Genomic DNA, 18,333 nt, shown 5'->3' on the forward strand with positions numbered 1-18,333 from the left:
AACTACTACAATCAGGGCGGCTATTATAATCAGGCGCCGCAACAGGCTTACCCGCAACAATATCCGAACGGCTACGCCCAGCCCGCCTATCCTGCCCAGCAGGCCTACCCACAACAGGCCTATCCGGCACAGCAGGGTTATCAGGGCTATCGAAACGGCTACTGATGGCTTCCTCACCATCGCTATTGCCTGAGACTTCCTATCCGAGGCAGGCGGCCAAGGACCCTACACACTGATTATGCGGCTGGATCCCGGGCCGTCATGTCAGACACAAAAAAAACCTCCCGCCGTCTCTGACGGTCAGGAGGTTTTTTTGTGACGAATGGCAAGAGTTCACTCAAAGAGGGACCGGGAACAGCGCGCCACGGTATCGCAACGCGCACATTCCCTGCTCTGAGGGATTCTCCTCGATCAGACCGAAAGGGCCTCAGGTTCGGCGCGGGTACGCTTGACCAGTAGCTTGTTCAGGGCGTGCACATAGGCGCGCACGGCCGAGACGATCGTATCAGCATCGGCGCCCTGCCCATCGACCATCTTGCCTCCTTCCTGGAGGCGTACGGTCGTCCTGGCCTGTGCGTCGGTGCCTTCCGTCACGGCACCGACAGAGAACAGCTCCAGCGCTGCCTCATGCGGAAAGATCTCGCTGATCGCCTTGAAAGCCGCATCGACGGGGCCATTACCTGACACCTTGGCCGATTTGACATGACCGTCGACGAGCAGTTCCAGCTCGGCCTGCGCCGGACGTTTGGAGCCCGCCAGCAATTCCAGCGACACGAAGCGTATACGGTCGTGATCGCGCGTCTCATCATCGACCAGCGCACGGATATCGTCGTCGAACACCGTCTTCTTCTGATCGGCCAGAACCTTGAAACGCTCGAAGGCGTCCTGAATCTTGTCGTCAGGCAGATCGTAACCCAGCGCCTTCAGCTTGTCGCGGAAAGCAGCGCGCCCGGAATGTTTGCCCAGAACCAGCGAGGTCTTGCTCCAGCCTACGCTCTCGGGGGTCATGATCTCATAGGTGGCGGCATTCTTCAGAATGCGTCCTGATGAATACCGCTTTCATGTGCAAAGGCATTGCGCCCCACGATGGCCTTGTTCGGCTGCACGTCAAAGCCGGTGATATTGGCCAGCAGGCGGGAAATACCGAGCAGGCGCGGCGTCTCGATGCGGTTCTGGAACGGGATCTTGTCGCGTCGGGTGCGGATAGCCATCACGATCTCTTCGAGTGCGGCATTACCTGCACGCTCGCCGATACCATTGATGGTGCATTCGATCTGACGCGCGCCGCCAGCGACGGCAGCGAGGGTATTGGCGACGCCCAGCCCCAGATCGTTATGGTTATGCGTTGAGAAAATCACCTTTTCTGCACCCGGCACGCGTTCACGCAGCATGGTGAAAATCGCCTGCAATTCGTCAGGCGTGGTGAAGCCGACCGTATCGGGAATATTGATGGTGGTCGCACCATGACGAATGGCCGTCTCGACGCAACGGCAGAGAAATTCGGGCTCGGTGCGCGATCCGTCTTCGGCAGACCACTGCACATCATCCGTGAAGTGACGCGAGGCCTTGTTGCCCTCTGCAATCAGCTCCAGCACCCTCTCCGGCTCCATGCGCAGCTTGTATTTCATGTGCAGCGGCGAGGTGGAGATGAAATTATGAATCCGTCGGCGTGGCGCCTTGGCGATGGCCTCGCCTGCGGCCTCGATATCGCGCTTGCCGCCACTGCGCGCCAGACCGCACACCACCGCTTCGCGCACGGTTTCGGCAATTTTCTGCACGCTTTCGAAATCGCCGGGAGAAGCGACCGGGAACCCGGCCTCAATCACGTCCACACCCAGCTCTTCGAGCGCCTTGGCCATGCGGATCTTCTCTTCGAGATTCATCGAAAAGCCGGGCGACTGCTCGCCATCGCGCAGGGTGGTGTCGAAAATAATGACGCGGTCGTCAGCAACCGTGCCGAAGGAAGGATGGGTAATGGTCATAGTTTTTCTTCTCAACGCTCTGAACAACACAATCATGAACCCCCTGAACGCGCCAGACAGGCTGGCGGCGAAATGCGCTCAGGGGCTGATAAGTCGAAGCGTACGAAGGAGGAGGCCCGGGCACAGCTCGGCGCGTGCTGACGCACGACGCATGATGCCAAAAGAGGGGGCCGACATAATCATGAGGCCCTTCCTACTGCACAAAGCCGCCCCTTGCCTAGCGGAACCGGACGATTTTCTAGCCGGATCGCGCAATATTCGTGCCCGCACCCTGAAAATACCGATCGATTGCAGCGCTCATGGCGCTGGCCACTTGCTGTCGATAGGCGCCCTGGCGGAGCGATGCCTCGTCATGACGGTTGGACATGAACCCCATCTCGACCAGAACGGAGGGAATATCTGCCGATTTCAGCACGACGAACGCCGCATGACGCGCAGGGTGACGCAACAGGCCGATACGGGCTGAAACGCCGAGACGACACTCGCCGCCATGTGGGCCGAGCCACGACGCGTCTCTTCATGAACGAGACTCGCCAGAATATCCTGCACTTCCGTTGACATGCCGTGAAAAGCAGGCCCGGCAAAACGATCTGCACTGTTCTCCTTCTGCGCAAGAGAGGCCGTCTGCGCGTCTGATGCGCCGTTGGAGAGCGTGTAGACACTCGCCCCTCGTACGCCGGGGTCATGCAGCGCGTCGGCATGCATTGAAATAAAAAGCTGCGCCTTGTGCCGATGCGCGAGATCAACACGGCCTTCAAGCGGGATGAAGTGGTCATCTGCACGCGTCATGACGACGTCGTATCGCCCTGCCACCTTGATCTGGCGGTAAAGCTCTTTCGCTGCGGCTGCGGCAATATGCTTTTCATAAGTCCCGCTCACGCCGATGGCACCGGGGTCTTTGCCGCCATGTCCGGGGTCAAGCATGATGACAGGCTTTGGCGGGCTGGCATTGCCAATGACCGCAGGGGCCTTCTTTCCCGCATGGCCGTGGGCCTTGTGCCGGGCAGTGGCAAAGGCCACGGGAGACGGCAGGATCGTTGTCAGGGTGACGGCGCTGCCCATCAGGAAACTCACCTGGCGACGGGTCGGATTCAGGGCGGACATGAGGCGACCTTCGGAAGAGGGCAGAGACCGGCCATTCTGTGGCACCACAATGCGGTGTCAACATGGCAGGGCAGCGAGTCTTGCACGGATCGGGATTTTCGGTCATCCTGCGGGAGAAGGATTGCGAAACGGTCGATCCGGCACCAGCGACAGGGCATAGCTCTCCCACGCGCCGCTCCCGTTTTCCGCCATGCTTCGCGCGTCATCATGGTTTGCAAGAGCCCCCTCCGTTCCGCCGGCCCTTCGCCGCGAAACAGCCAGAGAGGTCAGTCTTCGAGCCGGAGGCGCAGATGACAACTCGCTTGGGGCCGCATGAAATCTGCCAGTCTCGTTTTGTGGAAAACTACCGGATCGGGCAATGCCCGGCTTCCGACGCTGTTCCGCGAGCGCTGGTCTGATGGCTCCTTTTTTTTCAAAAGTCCTCGACATTCTGCCGCGCGCGCCGGAACAGCCACTGTGTCTGCACAGGGCCTGATACCGGGCGTGACAAGGGCCGACCGGAGTTCCCCTTTATATGAACAAGCGTATGCTGATCGACACCACACACGCGGAAGAAACCCGCGTAGTGGTCATGGATGGTGATCGTCTCGAAGATTATGACATCGAAACATCGTCCAAGAAGCAGATCAAAGGCAATATCTACCTCGCCAAGGTAATTCGCGTAGAGCCGAGCCTTCAGGCCGCCTTCGTCGATTACGGTGGCAACCGCCACGGCTTCCTCGCCTTCAGCGAAATTCACCCGGATTACTTCCAGATTCCGGTTGCCGATCGTGAAAAGCTGCTCGCCCTTCAGGACGAAGATCTCCGCGCCGATGAGCGCGTCGAGAACGAAGGTGACAACCAGAGCGGTGACGAGACCGAAGCCACTGAGACCGGCGATCAGGGCGAGTTCGAAGCGCGTCCGGAGACGGTCGGTGGCGAACATGACACAGGCGACGAAGGTGCTGCTGCGCGTCGCACGGCGCGCTTCCTGCGCAACTACAAGATTCAGGAAGTCATCCGCCGTCGCCAGATCCTGCTGGTTCAGGTCGTCAAGGAAGAGCGTGGCAACAAGGGCGCTGCCCTGACCACTTATGTGTCGCTCGCCGGTCGCTATTGCGTTCTGATGCCCAACGCCCTGCGTGGCGGCGGCGTATCGCGCAAGATCACGTCGGACAGCGATCGCAAGCGCCTGCGCGATATCATCGCCGAACTCGACCTGCCTCGTGGCATGGCCATGATCGTGCGCACCGCCGGTGCCCAGCGCCCCGGCCCCGAGATCACACGCGACTGCGAATATCTGCTTCAGCTTTGGGACGATATCCGCAACCACACGCTATCTTCGGTAGCACCTACGCTGATCTACGAAGAAGCCAATCTGATCAAGCGCGCTATTCGCGACCTGTTCAGCAAGGATATCGAAGAAATCATCATCGATGGCGAGCCGGCCTGGAAGAATGCGCGTGAATTCATGCGCCTTCTGATGCCGCATAACGCCAACAAGGTGAAACTCTGGCGCGATCAGAGCCAGAGCCTTTATGGCCGCTACCATGTCGAGGGCCATCTCGACGCGATCGCCTCGCCCATGGCACAGCTCAAATCGGGTGGCTATCTGGTGATCAACCAGACCGAAGCCCTCGTTTCGATCGATGTGAACTCGGGCCGCTCGACGGGTCAGCGCAATATCGAAGATACGGCGGTACGGACAAATCTCGAAGCTGCCGAGGAAGTCGCCCGCCAGTTGCGCCTGCGTGACCTTGCCGGTCTGGTCGTGATCGACTTTATCGACATGGAAAGCCGCAAGCATAATTCCATGGTCGAGAAGCGCCTCAAGGACGCGCTGCGCAGCGATCGCGCACGCATCCAGATCGGCCAGATCTCGCATTTCGGCCTGCTGGAGATGTCGCGCCAGCGTCTGCGTCCGTCTATCGCGGAAGCCGTTCTGGTTCCCTGCCCGCATTGCCAGGGCACAGGTCATGTGCGCGGCGTCGAGAGCGCTGCCCTTCACGTTCTGCGTGCCGTCGATGAAGAAGGCCTGAAGCAGAAAGCGGCCGAGATCAGTGTTCACATCACCTCGGGCACCGCGCTTTATATCCTCAACAACAAGCGCGACTGGCTGGGCGAGATCGAACAGCGTCATCGCATGCATGTGTCATTCCAGCCGGATGACAGCCTGACGCCAGCCGATCTGCGTATCGAACGTCTGCGCCCTCAGGTTCCTGCGGAAACACGTCCTGCCCAGATCCACGAGGTCGAAAGCCCCGTGCCGTCGGTCGAAGCCGTCACGCAGGATGACGAGATCGAGCAGGGCCTGGATAATGCCGTTGCATCAGAAGAGACCCGAGAAATTGGATCCCGCGAAGAGAACACGAGAGAAGATGGTGGGCGTCGCCGTCGTCGCCGTCGTCGTCGCAACGGCCGTCGTTCGGATGACGCACGCGATGCCCAGACGACGTCGGATAACGGGCCCGACGATGAAGGCGAGGATGCACTGCGCGAAGTTGCCGCTGAAGACAACGGACGGGACGAGCAGGCGAACAGCGACGCTGAAGCCCTGATCGTACCGGGACGTCGCCGGATGCGCACGCGTCGTGTGTCACGTGACGAACGTGGCCAGGGTGACCACAATCCGGGTGAGCGTGGCCAGGATGAGCGCGCTCAGTCCGAGCGTCCTCAGGCCGAACCTGTGCACGAAGCACGGCGTAACGATGAGCGTCGTGCGCCTGCAGAGAAGCGTGAGAACCGCTGGGTCGGGCCGACACCTGCCGATCCGTTCGGCGGCGGCTCGTTCGACATTTTCGACATGATCGAACAGGCTGAATCGCGTCTCGGTGCGCCTTCTGCCCTCAATAACGAGCCGAAGCCGACTCTGGCGGTCGAGCCAAAGAGCGTTGAAGAGAAAGCGGCTATCAGCGCCCCGGTCGCTGCTCAGGCAGAGACGTCGCGTCACGGTATCGAGAATGAGGGTCGCAAGAGCCGTTCTCGCCCCCGTCGCAAGCCTGCTGCAGCGGAGATTGCCGAGCCCGCCCCCGCAGAGACGGTCGCTGCCGATTCAGCGCCTGTGCCGGAGCCGGTCGCCGTGGCCGAAGCGGATCAGGACAAGCCCGCGCCCCGTCGTCGCGGTCGCCCGCGCAAGACGCCGGTCGCAGCTGCCGTCAGTGAAGGTGACGCCCCCGCGCCGATCGTCGTTGAACCGGCAGTCGAAGTCGAGGCAGCACCGAAGCCGCGCCGCGGTCGTGCGCCAGCCCGCAAGCAAGCTGAAGCAAAAGCTACTGCCGCCAAGACGCGCACATCCAAAGCCAAGGCAAAGGCTGAAGAGGCGCCCGTGGTCCAGCCGATCAACGTCGATGACGTTGCCCCGGCCAAGCCACGCACCGGCTGGTGGAAGCGCTGATCGATTCAGCTTTTCAAACAGGCGAATAGAAAAAGGGGCGGCTCACACCGCCCCTTTTTTTGATCCCGATCCGCTCCTGCAAAGATGGCAGACATTCTGCCCGCAGTTCCCTTCCCCTCCTCCGGATCGAGGCTGCGCGAGGAATACGGATATGGTGTGCAGCTGATCCCAAGAAACGTAGGGGGCGACCTGTCACGGCGGGATTGACGCGCCTCCCTTTTAAATCTGCTCTGAAAGACAGTTCACCGCATTCATGACCTGGTGCTGATGCAGAACCGTATGGTCGGGGCACGCGTCAGTTGCCACCGGGATCGCCGTTATCTCCGCTTGATAGTTGACAGACTTCGTCCATCTCGGAAGCTCCAACACCCCAAGCTTGCATCGTCGCGCCACGCTCCAGGGTGCAGGGCTCGACCGCCTCGATCAATGCTTCCCTGCTACCTGCCTCAAGAGCACGCCACGAAACTCCACCGCTCCATCGAACGGCTTTCTGGCTTGATCCGAAATTCGAACTGATCGCCATCACGGTCACAATTGAAGACGAGCCTTGGCATTCTGGAAGACAGATCTCTCACGCGAGCAGATGCCTGCGCGAGCAGTCCCTGGTCGCGCGACGCAACGTCCACAATGATGCTCTCGAGATTGCGACTGGAAACAGAGAAATCGAATTCGACGCAGTAATGCCCTTTTGGAAGGTCCCGATAGGGGCCAAAAACAAGGTGCCCGTTCTTATAGTGATCGGCTTTGAAGACCAGGCGATCATCGTTGAGAGAACCGTGATGATGATGGAACTCGCGGGCAGCCAATCGGTAACGCCCTCTCTTTTCAAAATTCTCGAATGGCGCGAAACGCAGACGTTCCGCTCGATCAAAAAAATTTGCGGAATGCTTGAATATCGTATCTGGAAAAAAGGTTATGCCCGCTATCGTGGATGGCGTCCTGCACTCCGGTTACGGTCGACTGGGCTTTCTGCACGAAATGCACGACCGACCCTGCGAGTTCGGGCTCCTTTTGCAGCGCTACGGGCAGCGCGGCGTAGAGATGATGGGCGTCTCCTTGCTCGAAAGAGGCCAAAGCATCGATAATCTGCGCATCGACAATTTCACTTGAGTAAGATTGCAGGACGCGCTCCTGTGCAGCCATGACTGCGCGGTAACACGCCTCGTCTTGAAGGGAGACGACTGCGGCGGCGAACAAATTGAGATCGTAATAATGAAACCCCAACGGGTGATCGACCATCAATTCACGCAAGGCAGTCGTCGACCATACTATTGTTGGAAGCCCGCATCGCATCGCTTCGAATACAGGCAGCCCAAACCCCTCGTGCTCGGAGAGACAAACAAGTACATCAGATATGCGGTAAAGCTCTTCAAGTTCGGCTTCCGAGACTTCTCCGTGGAAGTGAGTTTCAACGTCAGGGTATGTCGCAGCATGCCGTTCGATCTCGATTTTCACATCGTCTTCACGTCCTGCGAAGCGCACGATCACCGGCTTGCCCGTTTCCTCAAAAACGCGGTTCGCCATCGAGATGATCGATTTATGGCCTTTGTGTTGTACGACACGACCAACGAAAAGCAGCGTGATCACGCCTTCAGGGGCGAAGCGTCGCTCCTGCTCGCGCCTCTCCGAACCGCCTTGCAGATAGCGACTTGCCGGATAGACAACAGAGGAACGTGACGCCTGGCCGCCCAGCGCCACGAACTGATCTCGCGTGAAAGACGAATTCACCCAGAAAAAGAGATTGGGCTTTCCGGATATCGCAACGATATTCTCGAACCCCTCGAGCGTATGGACGAGATAGCGCTCTTTGGAGAAATAGAACCAAGGAGACGTGTTGTTATGCCACCGAATCACAGAGGGCGTTGCACGCTGGCTGAGGAATGAATCCATCTCGGTCCAGGCACCGCAATAATGGTAGACTACGATCCCATCCGGATGATCGCTACACCAAGCATAGAAGGCTTCCAATCCCTTGACCGGCACGTCGGGATAACGAAGCGGATCGAAGCGCTCCGCAAATATCCCAAATTCGTGCGTCTCACCCGGGAAAAGAGCCAGGACACGTTTGAACTCATAGATACAATCGAAACCTATCGAGTCACTTTTTTCAAACAAGCCCTGTACAACAAACGCTATTTTCATGATGTATAAAGGCCTTCACAAATCAATGTCAGAGCTGCCAACGGTGTGACCATTGGCTTTCAGCATTCTCTGGTAATAGCTTTGGGAAAGATCGGGCTTTCCAACTCTTTTATAGAAATGACCTATTTGCAAAAGAAGATCATCATCCTCGGAATTTATCCGCAACGCCTGCTGATACCGTGCTTCCGCTTCCTTAAACTGACCCGCTTCCTTGTGCATATGTGCTGACTGGATGATGTAGCCATAACGCGTCGGGTCGAGAACGAGACCTCTATCGTAAAATTCCGCCGCTTCGATCCAGTTGGCATCATCCCTGGCAGCATCGCCCTTGCGAAAGAAAAATCTCGCCTGCCGCTTGAGCAGATACTTGCTCCCTGATGCTGAAATCAGTCGTAACTGAAGCTCTGGATAAACTGCAAACCAGCGACGAATGACATGCATGATGCGGCCTGAAACGGGAGTGTCCTCCCTCTCAAGCATGTCATCCTCGAGTTCAACGACAGACGTGAAAGTGATCCCCGAAAAAGTGACTGCGCCATCGAAAGCCTCTCCAACGGTGAGGATGATTTCGATTTCTGGCGCCTTGCCCGTTAGCTCGACGATAAGAGGCTCGAAATCTCGATGCACACCTGGTGACAAGGTCAAAACGCCACCGACTATCTGTTGACCCTGCGAATTGATGTCGATTTTGAGCGGCACCTGGTGACTGGACAAAACCGTTATCGTCGCCCGTAATTCGCAACGATACGCGCCAGGCGGCATCCTGATATACTGACTGGAAATGAGACGATCTGCGGCGATGCGCGTTGGCTCGAGCGTGCCCGGCGCATTCCCCTCCTGACTGGCAACGCGCACGCCTTTCCCCAACCAGAATTCATCAGGCCCGAAGGTAATGGATGGTGTGCGGGCAGGCGCGGTAAGGAGACTGAAAAGCTCCCGCTCCTGATCCAGATAATCTCTGTAGATTTTCAGATCGTAGAGCGAAGTGATGTTATCGTGCGAGTCGAACACAAGTTCCGGATCGAAGCCGCAAGGGAAGCGCTCATAAAGCGAGGCGCGAATAGTCTCGATGGTCTGTACAAGACGAGGGAGGTCTTTGATGGCAGGACGTGCCAAATCCTCGATAACCGACGGTCCCTGTTTGCTCTTCAATGACGCAAGGGCGGCTCGAATTTGCTTATCTCGCAGCCTGGGAGAATAAATATTCAAGATTGACTCTTGAATAGAGAGCAGCCTGCTTTTTGCAGAATCGGCTTCAAGGACTCCTATCGCAGAGACGAAGAGATCCATGTCATAATTCGGGAAGCCGAATGGATGGTCGACAAGAATTTCACGGAATACGGTCGTCGCCCAGGCTACGACTGGCAACCGATGCCGCATCGCCTCGAAAATCGGAAGGCTGAAACCCCCGTGTTGAGACAAGCAGACAAATACGTCTGCTGCTTCATAGAACTCTGTCAGCGCCTCGTCCGGGATAGCCCTGCGAACGACGATTTCGGCTTTCGAACTTCTGACAGACTGACCTGAAGCATCGTCAATCTCACACGCACCGTCACCCGCTCTAACAATGAGAGTCAATCTGACGCGGTGACCAAGCACCTCCTGCGCTCGGTCAGCCAGGGCAATGGCATTGATATACCCCTCATGCGCCTCTCCTCTTCCTACAAAAAGGAGCTTGATGGGCGTGTATGAGGTCGGGTCAAGTGCCGGCGCCGCGCTTGTTTTTGCAGGAGGTACATCAAGGCAGGAACTGGCAGGCAGCACGACATGACAGCGCTCAGGTGCAGCACCCAGAGAGATCAACTGTTCCCGACAGAAGCGGGAATCCGCCCAGAAATTGATGTGCGCGCAGTCGATGAAATCGACAATCGTCTCGTATCCGAGGAGCGCAGCATGGGCTTTTCGATCTTGACCGTTAAGGGTAAACCAGGGAGGTGTCGCAATATGCCACCGTATGACAACATGCCGGCAATGCTCTCGCAGAAAACGATTGAAAGGCGAGTGACCGTCACAATAATGGAATAAAACGACAACCTCAGGGTCTTCAATTAACCACCGCTCGAAAGCCGAGGTGGGCTCTACGGGAAGATCCGGAACGGCATCTGCATCATAACTGTCGGCAAAGATACGGATATCATCAGGGAAATTATCATTCGATTTTAAATATTTGTATTGATACTCGATATCTCTGATAAATACAGCGTTGTTTCTCGGAAAATTAACAACGATAAGTGCTATTTTCAAAATAAACCTCCCAGAATCAAAAGGATTTTAATAGTGTTATTCCTATTTATTCGAAATAATCCAAATTCATAACGGAACATCGATTAATATAGTACGTTACCTTCTGGGTTGTGTTGTCGAGCATGTAAAAAAGCATTTATGCTGATTTCGTATAGCGCCAAATTTTACAGGCCGACACCCCCCATGAAGCCCAACCTGAGCCTGTCTGTCGCCAAGATCGGATAAAAAGGCGCAGATGTCCCGTCGAAGCAAAATTGCACTGCCTATCGTGCCCCCATCGTCTAACCCGTGCCTGAAAGACTGGCCTTGCCAGACGGATCGTCGAGCCAACCTGCTTCGCGCAAATGCACCACATGATGACGCGAAACGGGGACGCTTACCCCGTTAACCAAGGTTAACCGCAGGGCCCTGGGGGTGCCATCCCACCTAGCCAGAGCCTTACGGGCGACCCACCAGGAACGATGAACCTGCAAGCCTTCGCATGTGGCTTGCCGGGCTAGAGCCTCGCGAAACACGCCGTGAACCAGTTTCGACCCGTCGCTTTGGTGGCAGCGAATGTAATGGTCCTCCATCTGCAGCGCGAGGATGGTTTCAGGGCGCGGGAAGTTATCGGCGATCCGGACCTGCTGGACGGCGGAGAAAGCCTCTTCCCTTTCGCTTGCCTTCGCCACGCTCGACAGATCTCGCACCGGCATTTTGCGTGATGTCGCATAAGCAGAACGACAAGAGCGACGCCTGGCAAGGCGATCAATAACACTTGCCCGTACCACTGCCACCAACCGGGCAAGCGAGGCCAGACCAGAACTTCTTGCCGTAGCAGATCAGACCCAGACGACGCGCGAGGAGCAGCGGCCCTGCATAGAGCCCCAGCCCTGTCAGGGCGCAAGTTACCCAATAGACCAAACGCGCAATTGGACCGGGGTTGAGATAGCTTCCATAGGGCCCGACAAAACCGAAGAAAATACCGCCCGATACCGCAATGATGACCAGCTTCATCATGAGACGGCGTGGCTGAAGAAGCCTGCCGTCATCGGGTATTCCTACAACCTTTTCCTGCACCATAGCCTTCAAGCCCCTGCCCTCCCCGGCCAAGGTAACGCAGCACTCCTGACGCGGGCATGCAATGCCCGATCGCCCTTTCGCCCGCTCGCCCATTCACGAAAGGGCGCTGGCCTGTCTGGCTAGAAGCGGCTTTCTGGGCCGTATGTTTTCAGGAGTTCGGTCTCGATGTTGCCCTTTTTTCGCCTCGTATCCTGCCTCTGCCTTGTCGGCATTCCGGCAAGTTCAGCTCGCGCAAACACTTCCTCCGTCGGTTGTCAGCATCTGACAACACCGAGCGGGCTCGAACTTGGCATCTGGTATCCGAGCCAAGGCAACTCACGCCGTCAGGATCTCGGTCCCTACGAGCAGACGTGCATTCCTGACGGGCCGGTTAGGGGCCAGAACCGGGCGTTGATCGTTTTCTCTCATGGCACGGGTGGATCATGGACCAGTCATCTCGATACGGCAGCAGCATTGGTGCATGAGGCTATGTCGTGGTGGCCATGACCGAGCCCGGGGATAACTGGCGCGATCAGTCGCGCGTCACCGATCTGGTGGGAAGAACACGCGCCCTGAGCGCAACGCTCGATTATATGCTTTCTCTCTGGCCGGGCAGAACACAGCTCGATAGCACCCGGATTGGGGCTTTCGGTTTTTCTGCAGGCGGGCTGACCGTGCTACTGGCGCTCGGGGCAAAGCCCGATTTTGCGCGCATCGCGTCATGGTGCCAGGCCCAGCCCCACAGTTTCACCTGCGCGCTTCTCGCGCATCGTCAAAAACCGCTGGATACTGCCCTGCCCGATCTGACCGACAGGCGCCTCAAGGCAGCGGTGATTGCCGCTCCGGCGCTGGGCTTCACCATGAGCAGAGAAGCCCTTGCTTCTGTGCGGATACCTGTTCAGCTGTGGCAGGCTCAGAACGATCGCATTCTGCCCTCGCCGGGCTCGGTCGAGCCCGTTCGGGACGGGCTTGACCAACGCCCCGAGACCCATCTCGTACCTCTGGCCGGACACTTCGACTTTCTGGCCCCGTGCCGCTCCGGCTTCGAAACCCTGTCTATTTGCCAGAGCGACCGTGCTTTCGATCGCGCTGGATTTCACGCGGGCTTCAATGCGGCACTGGGGCGATTTTTCGACGACACGTTACGCCCCCGGCCCCGCTCTGACACGCCGCGATGAATTTGTGTCAGCGGCAGACGCTTGGCGCGCCGGTCGCTGCGATATAGGTGCCGGTCAGCGGGTTGAAGCAGGCATTTTGCGGGCAGGTGCTGCCGGAACTCATGGCATCTGGAAAGACCTGTCCGCCCATACGGTTCGTTTCCTGCTGCACCGCGCCGCAAAGCGGCGTGTTGGTCGGGGCGGAAGGGTCGTTGGTGAGCTGCGCCTCATTGGCAGGCGGGGTTTCGGTGGTCATGCCCAGCGCGAAATCCTGCGGCGGCTGGCGGGTTGGGGCCTGCGCCACCGGCTGGGGCGGGTTAGGTTCGGCACAGCCTGCGAGCAGGGCCAGCCCTAGGAATCCGGCGCCGAGGCCGGTGCGATAGAAATGGTTCATAACCCGAGATCCCCCTGTTCTTCCTTTTCCGTCCCCAGAGGTCGAGCCGTCCCTGACGGGTGCCATCGGCAAAACGCAGGGTGATTGCGCCGCCACGTGGCGCCCGGAGGCTGTCGTCACCGGTTTTCCGCGGCCATCCTGCACCAAGGCATAGCCTCGCGCCAAGACGGCCTCTGGCGAAACAGCCTCAAGCCGACCGACGATACCATTTAATCTTGCGCGATCGAGGCCGATCCGGGCGTTGAGCGGCTCGGTGCCCTGACGGGCATGGGCAAACCCGGCCTTTTCCTGCTGCATACGATGCCTGATGCCCGCAGCCAAGGCTGCGCTGGCCAGACCCAACCCGGCCTTTTTCTGCCCTAGAAAATGCGCTGCGGAAGGCATACGCCCTTCAAGGCCCATCAGGTGCTGGCGCGCGCGTGAGGCCACCATAGGCAAGGCGAGTTCGAGGCGTTGCCCGCGTTCGTCCAGTCTGAAACGCGCAGTTTCGAGCAGGCTCGGCAGGTCGGGCAGCTTTGCGGTCACCTGCTCTGTGCGCGCCCGCGCCAGTTGCAGATGACGCGAGAGCCCACCGGCCAGACGGGCGCCACGATGGGCGAGATCGGCCACTATTTCCGAGCGCAACGGCACGGCCATTTCGGCAGCGGCCGTCGGTGTGGGCGCACGTTGATCGGAAACATAGTCGATCAGTGTCGTATCGGTTTCATGCCCGACAGCCGAGATGAGCGGAATGGGACAGGCCGCCACCGCACGCAGGACATTTTCCTCATTGAACGCCATCAGATCTTCGAGCGAGCCACCGCCGCGAGCGACGATCAGAAGATCGGGGCGCTGAGGCAGCGCGAGAAGCCTTCGATTGCCGCAGCGATCTGGAAGGCGGCCCCTTCGCCCTGCACGGCAACAGGCCAGACGAGAACAGAGCGGGGAAACCGCCTGGAAAGCGTGGTGAGGATATCGTGCAGCACCGCACCGCGGCTGGACGTCACGAGGCCGATTACCTCAGGCAGGAACGGAATCTTCCTTTTCCGCTCAGGATCGAAGAGTCCCTCTGCCAGCAGCTTATGGCGCAGTTTCTCGATCTTGGCGAGAAGCGCGCCCTCACCGGCAAAACTCATCTGGTCGATGACGAGCTGATAGCTGGAGCGGTCGCCATAAGCCGAGACGCGCCCGGTCGCGATCACTTCGATCCCGTTCTCGGGCACCAGCCCCAGACGCGAGACAGAGCCACGCCACACCACGCCGGAAATCTTACCGCCCTGATCCTTCAGCGAGAGATAGACATGGCCGGAAGGGTAGCGCTTGAGCTCGGTAATCTCACCTCGCACACGCACACGGCCAAAACTGCCCTCGAGCGTGCGCTTGATCGCGCCCGAGATTTCGCTGACCGAATATTCGGGCACATTGCCAGCCGCGCTCTGATCGTTTTCGCTCATGGGCGCAGTCTATGCTACGGAACGCGGGCTAGGACCAGTCAGAACAGGAAGAATGACGATGCGGGTGTTACTTGTCGGATCAGGCGGACGCGAACATGCCCTTGCGGCCTGCCTCTCCCGCTCTCCCGAGCTTGAGGCGCTGTTCATCGCCCCCGGCAATCCGGGCATGGCGCCCCTCGGAACCCTGGTGCCGCTCGCTGCCGATGATGTCGCTGCCCTCGTGGCGTTTGCAAAAGAGCAGCGAATCGACCTCGTGGTGCCCGGTCCGGAGGCGCCGCTGGTCGCCGGGCTGACCGATCTCTGCGTCGAGGCAGGCATTGCCTGTGCTGGCCCGAGTCAGGCCGCCAGTGCGCTTGAAGGCAGCAAAAGCTTTACCAAGGATGTGGCCGACGCCGCAGGCATCCCGACCGCACGATGGGAACGCTTCGAAGACGCCGAACCTGCCCTCGCCTTTGTGCGCCGTCGCGGCGCACCGATCGTGATCAAGGCCGATGGTCTGGCTGCGGGCAAAGGCGTGATCGTGGCCCTGACGCTCGAAGAGGCGGAAGCTGCAATCATCGACATTCTGACCGATCGCAGCTTCGGCGAAGCCGGGGCGAGCATCGTGATCGAGGAATGCCTGGTCGGTCAGGAAGTCTCGCTCTTTGCCTTCTGCTCGGATGGTGAGGCTGTGCTGATCGGCGCGGCCCGCGATCACAAGCGCATTGGCGAGGGGGATACCGGCCCCAATACGGGCGGCATGGGCGCGATCTCGCCCCCGCCGCATTTCGACCGCGAGGCGCAGGAAAAGGCGCTCGACATCATGGTACGCCCGATGCTGGCCGAGATGGTCCGTCGCGGCACACCCTTCCGCGGGATCATTTTCGCCGGGCTTATGCTGACCCAGGATGGCCCCAAGCTGATCGAATATAATGTGCGTTTCGGCGACCCTGAGGCTCAGGCCCTGCTGATCCGGCTCGATTCCGACCTCCTGCCGGTGCTCAAGGCGCTGGCCGAAGGAAGGCTCGAAAACGCGTCGATACGCTTCACTGATGACGCTCGATTTCGATTGTGCTGGCCGCACGTGGCTATCCGGGCACACCGGTCAAGGGGGGGGCCATTCGTGGCATCGAAAGGGCGGAAGCAGTGCCGGGTGTCTCGGTGTTTCAGGCAGGCACGGCAATGCGCGATGGTGCGCTCGTCTCCTCAGGCGGACGCGTTCTGACCGTGTGCGCCAAGCTGAGACGCCGGCGCAGGCACGTGCCCACGCCTATGAGGGCGTTGCGGCCATCGAATGGGAAGACGGCATTTTCAGACGCGATATCGGCCTCTGATAGCGGCCCCGCAACGAAAAGCCGCGCCTGTGCAGTTGCAGGCGCGGTGGATGAACGATCACGTTCAAGAAGCCCGCAGAAAAGCGGGCGATACGATTATTTCGACAATGCCTTGGGGCTCAGATTGCGGCGGGTCCATTTGACTTTCTTTCTCAGGCGACGTGTCCGCATTTGATTTCTCCTTCGAGGGGCTGCCCTCGTGCACTGCAAGTCGCAACAGCCCCCGCTTCATTTATCCTGAAAAATTGTCTTTCCGGTCGATGCTTTCATCTGACAGGGCTAAATTCTAGCTTGTGCTGACCTGAAGTGGCGTGTGATCACCCAGGATTTTCCTAACCCTGCCCTCTGTCAGCGTGGACATCGCGATGGTGACGACCATCGGTTCGTTGCGTGTCTGACTCTCGCGGTAGAGCGCCGCCTGCTGCTTGCGGAGCGGCATCGGTGGCGGATGGTCGTTGATCAACCAAGCCCAGGCCCCCCTAGGTCGATGGACCTCATTCTCGGGACTTACGGCCGTATCTGGCTCGGCCCCCATGGCCAGCCTGTATTGGTGGATCGTTTCTGACGGAATGTCGCACACCAGAAGGTCATCGACAGCGATCTGGGCATGACGGGCGGTGTCAAACACCGCCATGAGCATAGGCTGCATCATCCTGTTCTCCGTGTTGTCGCGATGAAATCGGCGACCCACCCTGAATAACATTTATATAGTGATTTACATCGTATTTCACGTTATTTTGATGTTATAATTGCAGGTATCGCAGGGTTGCGCGTGCCGTGCCTCTCGCCCCCCTGATGCCTCAGCACCCTCTTGCCCAAGCGCAATCGGGGCGTCCCCGATCCAGCCATCCCGGCGCAACGTTTCTCCTGTTGCGTCCAAATATGCGCCGATCATGCCAAAGCCATAATTGCGTGCAAGAAACAATCCAGGTTTTCTCCAGATGGGCGTTCCAGTGTTCAAGACTTCCATAAATACTGACAAGAGTACGACTGCATCCGACGATATGGCCATGCGCAATGCCGGTATTGATTGTCTGCGTGGCGTGGCCATTCTTCTGGTTGTGATCCATCATCTGGCGCTGCGCTTTCCGCTGCATCATACAGATCTGTCCCATGTTCTGCCCGAGCGTCTGTTACGGGCGCTCACATGGGATGGGCCTAAAGGTGTGACGGTATTTTTCGTCATCTCGGGTTTTCTCATCACACGCACCATGCTGTCCCGCTGGGGAAGTCCGGCACGCCTTGATTTCCAAAGCTTCATGAGTCGTCGTGCCGCGCGCATTCTGCCGTGCCTGTTTGGGCTGATCACGATCGCGTCTTTTCTCTGGGGGCTGGGGGTGCCGGGCTTCGTGCGGGAGACACCTCAACAAAGCCTTCCAGCTGCGGTCTTTGCCGCGCTGTTCATGCATCTCAACGTCTATGAGGCGAAGACGGGCTATCTGCCTGCGTGTTGGGACGTCCTCTGGTCGCTCTCGGTCGAAGAGGCGTTTTATGTCGTGTTTCCTCTTCTATGCCTCACTTTTGGCAGGCGACGTCACGGTCTGCTGCTTTGTGTCCTTGCTCTCGCACTCGCTGCGCCCTGGTGCGACTGGTCTCTGCGCGATGCCTCTGCAATCTGGCAGGAGAAAGCCTATGGGCCGGGTGTCAGCGCCATCGCGACAGGCATCGTTACCGCACTTCTTCTGGAACCAGCGCCCGGCAACGAGGCCAGGCGCGTGACAGCGTTGGCCGGATGGAGCGGGCTGGCAGGGATTGGGGCCTATCTGGTCTGGGGCGGATTGATCTGGTCGGTTTTGTCATGGGGAACGGCGCTTTTCTTCAACGTCGCCATCGCCCTGGCCGTCTGGGCTTTTGCTCGTGGCTGGGGTGCCCGGCCAGCTCAGAAGCGGACGCTCTGGTTACGCCGCTGGGGGCAGCGCAGCTATGAGATCTATCTCAGCCATATGTTTGTCATTCTGCCGGTCGTAGGACTGGCGCATGATCTGGGTCTCCCCGCGCATTGGGGCTGGGTGCTGTTTTTGCCGGTTCTGATACTGGCTTTCGCGCTTGGCAGTTGTGTCGATCGGTATTTCTCGCGCCCGCTCGACCGCTATCTGCTCGATTGGTTCGCCAGCTTGCGCGCCTCTCCTGCCCGGCCCTGAACCGGTGTT

Annotated in this window: 10 protein-coding genes and 4 pseudogenes; 5 read left to right on the forward strand and 9 right to left on the reverse strand. The window is 58.8% G+C overall.

Annotated features, from left to right (window positions below; genetic code table 11):
- Positions 1–411: 411 nt before the first annotated feature.
- Positions 412–1,982: pseudogene (locus JCM25414_RS17135) on the reverse strand (2-isopropylmalate synthase).
- A 238-nt stretch (positions 1,983–2,220) separates the two neighbouring features.
- Positions 2,221–3,044, reverse strand: a pseudogene (locus tag JCM25414_RS17140) (N-acetylmuramoyl-L-alanine amidase family protein).
- 556 nt (positions 3,045–3,600) lie between these two features.
- On the opposite strand from JCM25414_RS17140, the gene JCM25414_RS04495 reads away from it, so the two are divergent.
- Entirely contained in the window at positions 3,601–6,459 is a 2,859-nt protein-coding gene (locus JCM25414_RS04495) for an Rne/Rng family ribonuclease (protein ID WP_025840852.1), read from the forward strand.
- An 867-nt stretch (positions 6,460–7,326) separates the two neighbouring features.
- Here the strand turns inward: JCM25414_RS04495 and JCM25414_RS04505 are convergent.
- From JCM25414_RS04505 to JCM25414_RS04520, 4 genes are all read right to left on the reverse strand, one after another.
- Positions 7,327–8,601: a glycosyltransferase family 4 protein gene (locus tag JCM25414_RS04505; protein ID WP_035442645.1), complete on the reverse strand. Its 1,275-nt coding sequence runs from the start codon at positions 8,599–8,601 to the stop codon at positions 7,327–7,329.
- 15 nt (positions 8,602–8,616) lie between these two features.
- On the reverse strand, positions 8,617–10,845 hold the full coding sequence (locus JCM25414_RS04510) for a glycosyltransferase (protein WP_025840855.1): 2,229 nt from the start codon (positions 10,843–10,845) through the stop codon (positions 8,617–8,619).
- A gap of 281 nt (positions 10,846–11,126) precedes the next feature.
- Positions 11,127–11,516: a LytTR family DNA-binding domain-containing protein gene (locus tag JCM25414_RS04515; protein ID WP_025840856.1), complete on the reverse strand. Its 390-nt coding sequence runs from the start codon at positions 11,514–11,516 to the stop codon at positions 11,127–11,129.
- Positions 11,517–11,592: 76 nt separating this feature from the next.
- Positions 11,593–11,937, reverse strand: coding sequence for a hypothetical protein (locus JCM25414_RS04520; RefSeq protein ID WP_148300941.1), 345 nt, complete (start codon positions 11,935–11,937; stop codon positions 11,593–11,595).
- A gap of 135 nt (positions 11,938–12,072) precedes the next feature.
- Between JCM25414_RS04520 and JCM25414_RS22865 the strand changes: the two genes are divergently transcribed.
- The gene (locus JCM25414_RS22865; protein ID WP_148300942.1) at positions 12,073–12,393 is read left to right on the forward strand and encodes an alpha/beta hydrolase; all 321 of its coding nucleotides are present in this window, start codon (positions 12,073–12,075) and stop codon (positions 12,391–12,393) included.
- A complete protein-coding gene (locus tag JCM25414_RS17145) occupies positions 12,390–13,064 on the forward strand; it encodes an alpha/beta hydrolase family protein (RefSeq protein ID WP_148300943.1) in 675 nt (224 codons plus the stop codon). The genes JCM25414_RS22865 and JCM25414_RS17145 overlap by 4 nt, the downstream gene beginning before the upstream one ends.
- 7 nt (positions 13,065–13,071) lie before the next feature.
- On the opposite strand, the gene JCM25414_RS21400 is transcribed toward JCM25414_RS17145, so the two are convergent.
- Together JCM25414_RS21400 and xseA are read right to left on the reverse strand one after the other, a co-directional pair.
- Positions 13,072–13,437: a hypothetical protein gene (locus tag JCM25414_RS21400; protein ID WP_025840858.1), complete on the reverse strand. Its 366-nt coding sequence runs from the start codon at positions 13,435–13,437 to the stop codon at positions 13,072–13,074.
- Positions 13,434–14,870, reverse strand: a pseudogene (gene xseA / locus JCM25414_RS17150) (exodeoxyribonuclease VII large subunit). Before xseA ends, JCM25414_RS21400 begins: the two are co-directional and overlap by 4 nt.
- A gap of 58 nt (positions 14,871–14,928) precedes the next feature.
- On the opposite strand from xseA, the pseudogene purD reads away from it, so the two are divergent.
- Positions 14,929–16,183: pseudogene (gene purD / locus JCM25414_RS17155) on the forward strand (phosphoribosylamine--glycine ligase).
- 286 nt (positions 16,184–16,469) lie between these two features.
- Here the strand turns inward: purD and JCM25414_RS04545 are convergent.
- On the reverse strand, positions 16,470–16,835 hold the full coding sequence (locus JCM25414_RS04545; RefSeq protein WP_148300944.1) for a hypothetical protein: 366 nt from the start codon (positions 16,833–16,835) through the stop codon (positions 16,470–16,472).
- 289 nt (positions 16,836–17,124) lie between these two features.
- Here JCM25414_RS04545 and JCM25414_RS04550 point away from each other — a divergent pair, with 289 nt between their 5' ends.
- The gene (locus JCM25414_RS04550) at positions 17,125–18,324 is read left to right on the forward strand and encodes an acyltransferase family protein (RefSeq protein ID WP_081775797.1); all 1,200 of its coding nucleotides are present in this window, start codon (positions 17,125–17,127) and stop codon (positions 18,322–18,324) included.
- Positions 18,325–18,333 lie beyond the last annotated feature (9 nt).

Origin of the sequence: Asaia platycodi JCM 25414 (assembly GCF_000614545.1) — a bacterium.
GTDB lineage: Bacteria > Pseudomonadota > Alphaproteobacteria > Acetobacterales > Acetobacteraceae > Asaia > Asaia platycodi.

Coding starts and splice junctions, on each gene's coding strand:
- JCM25414_RS21400 (WP_025840858.1), bottom strand. CDS start 13,437: ATGAACCATTTCTATCGCACCGGCCTCGGCGCCGGATTCCTAGGGCTG.
- JCM25414_RS17145 (WP_148300943.1), top strand. CDS start 12,390: ATGACCGAGCCCGGGGATAACTGGCGCGATCAGTCGCGCGTCACCGAT.
- JCM25414_RS22865 (WP_148300942.1), top strand. CDS start 12,073: ATGTTGCCCTTTTTTCGCCTCGTATCCTGCCTCTGCCTTGTCGGCATT.
- JCM25414_RS04550 (WP_081775797.1), top strand. CDS start 17,125: ATGGGCGTTCCAGTGTTCAAGACTTCCATAAATACTGACAAGAGTACG.
- JCM25414_RS04495 (WP_025840852.1), top strand. CDS start 3,601: ATGAACAAGCGTATGCTGATCGACACCACACACGCGGAAGAAACCCGC.
- JCM25414_RS04505 (WP_035442645.1), bottom strand. CDS start 8,601: ATGAAAATAGCGTTTGTTGTACAGGGCTTGTTTGAAAAAAGTGACTCG.
- JCM25414_RS04545 (WP_148300944.1), bottom strand. CDS start 16,835: ATGATGCAGCCTATGCTCATGGCGGTGTTTGACACCGCCCGTCATGCC.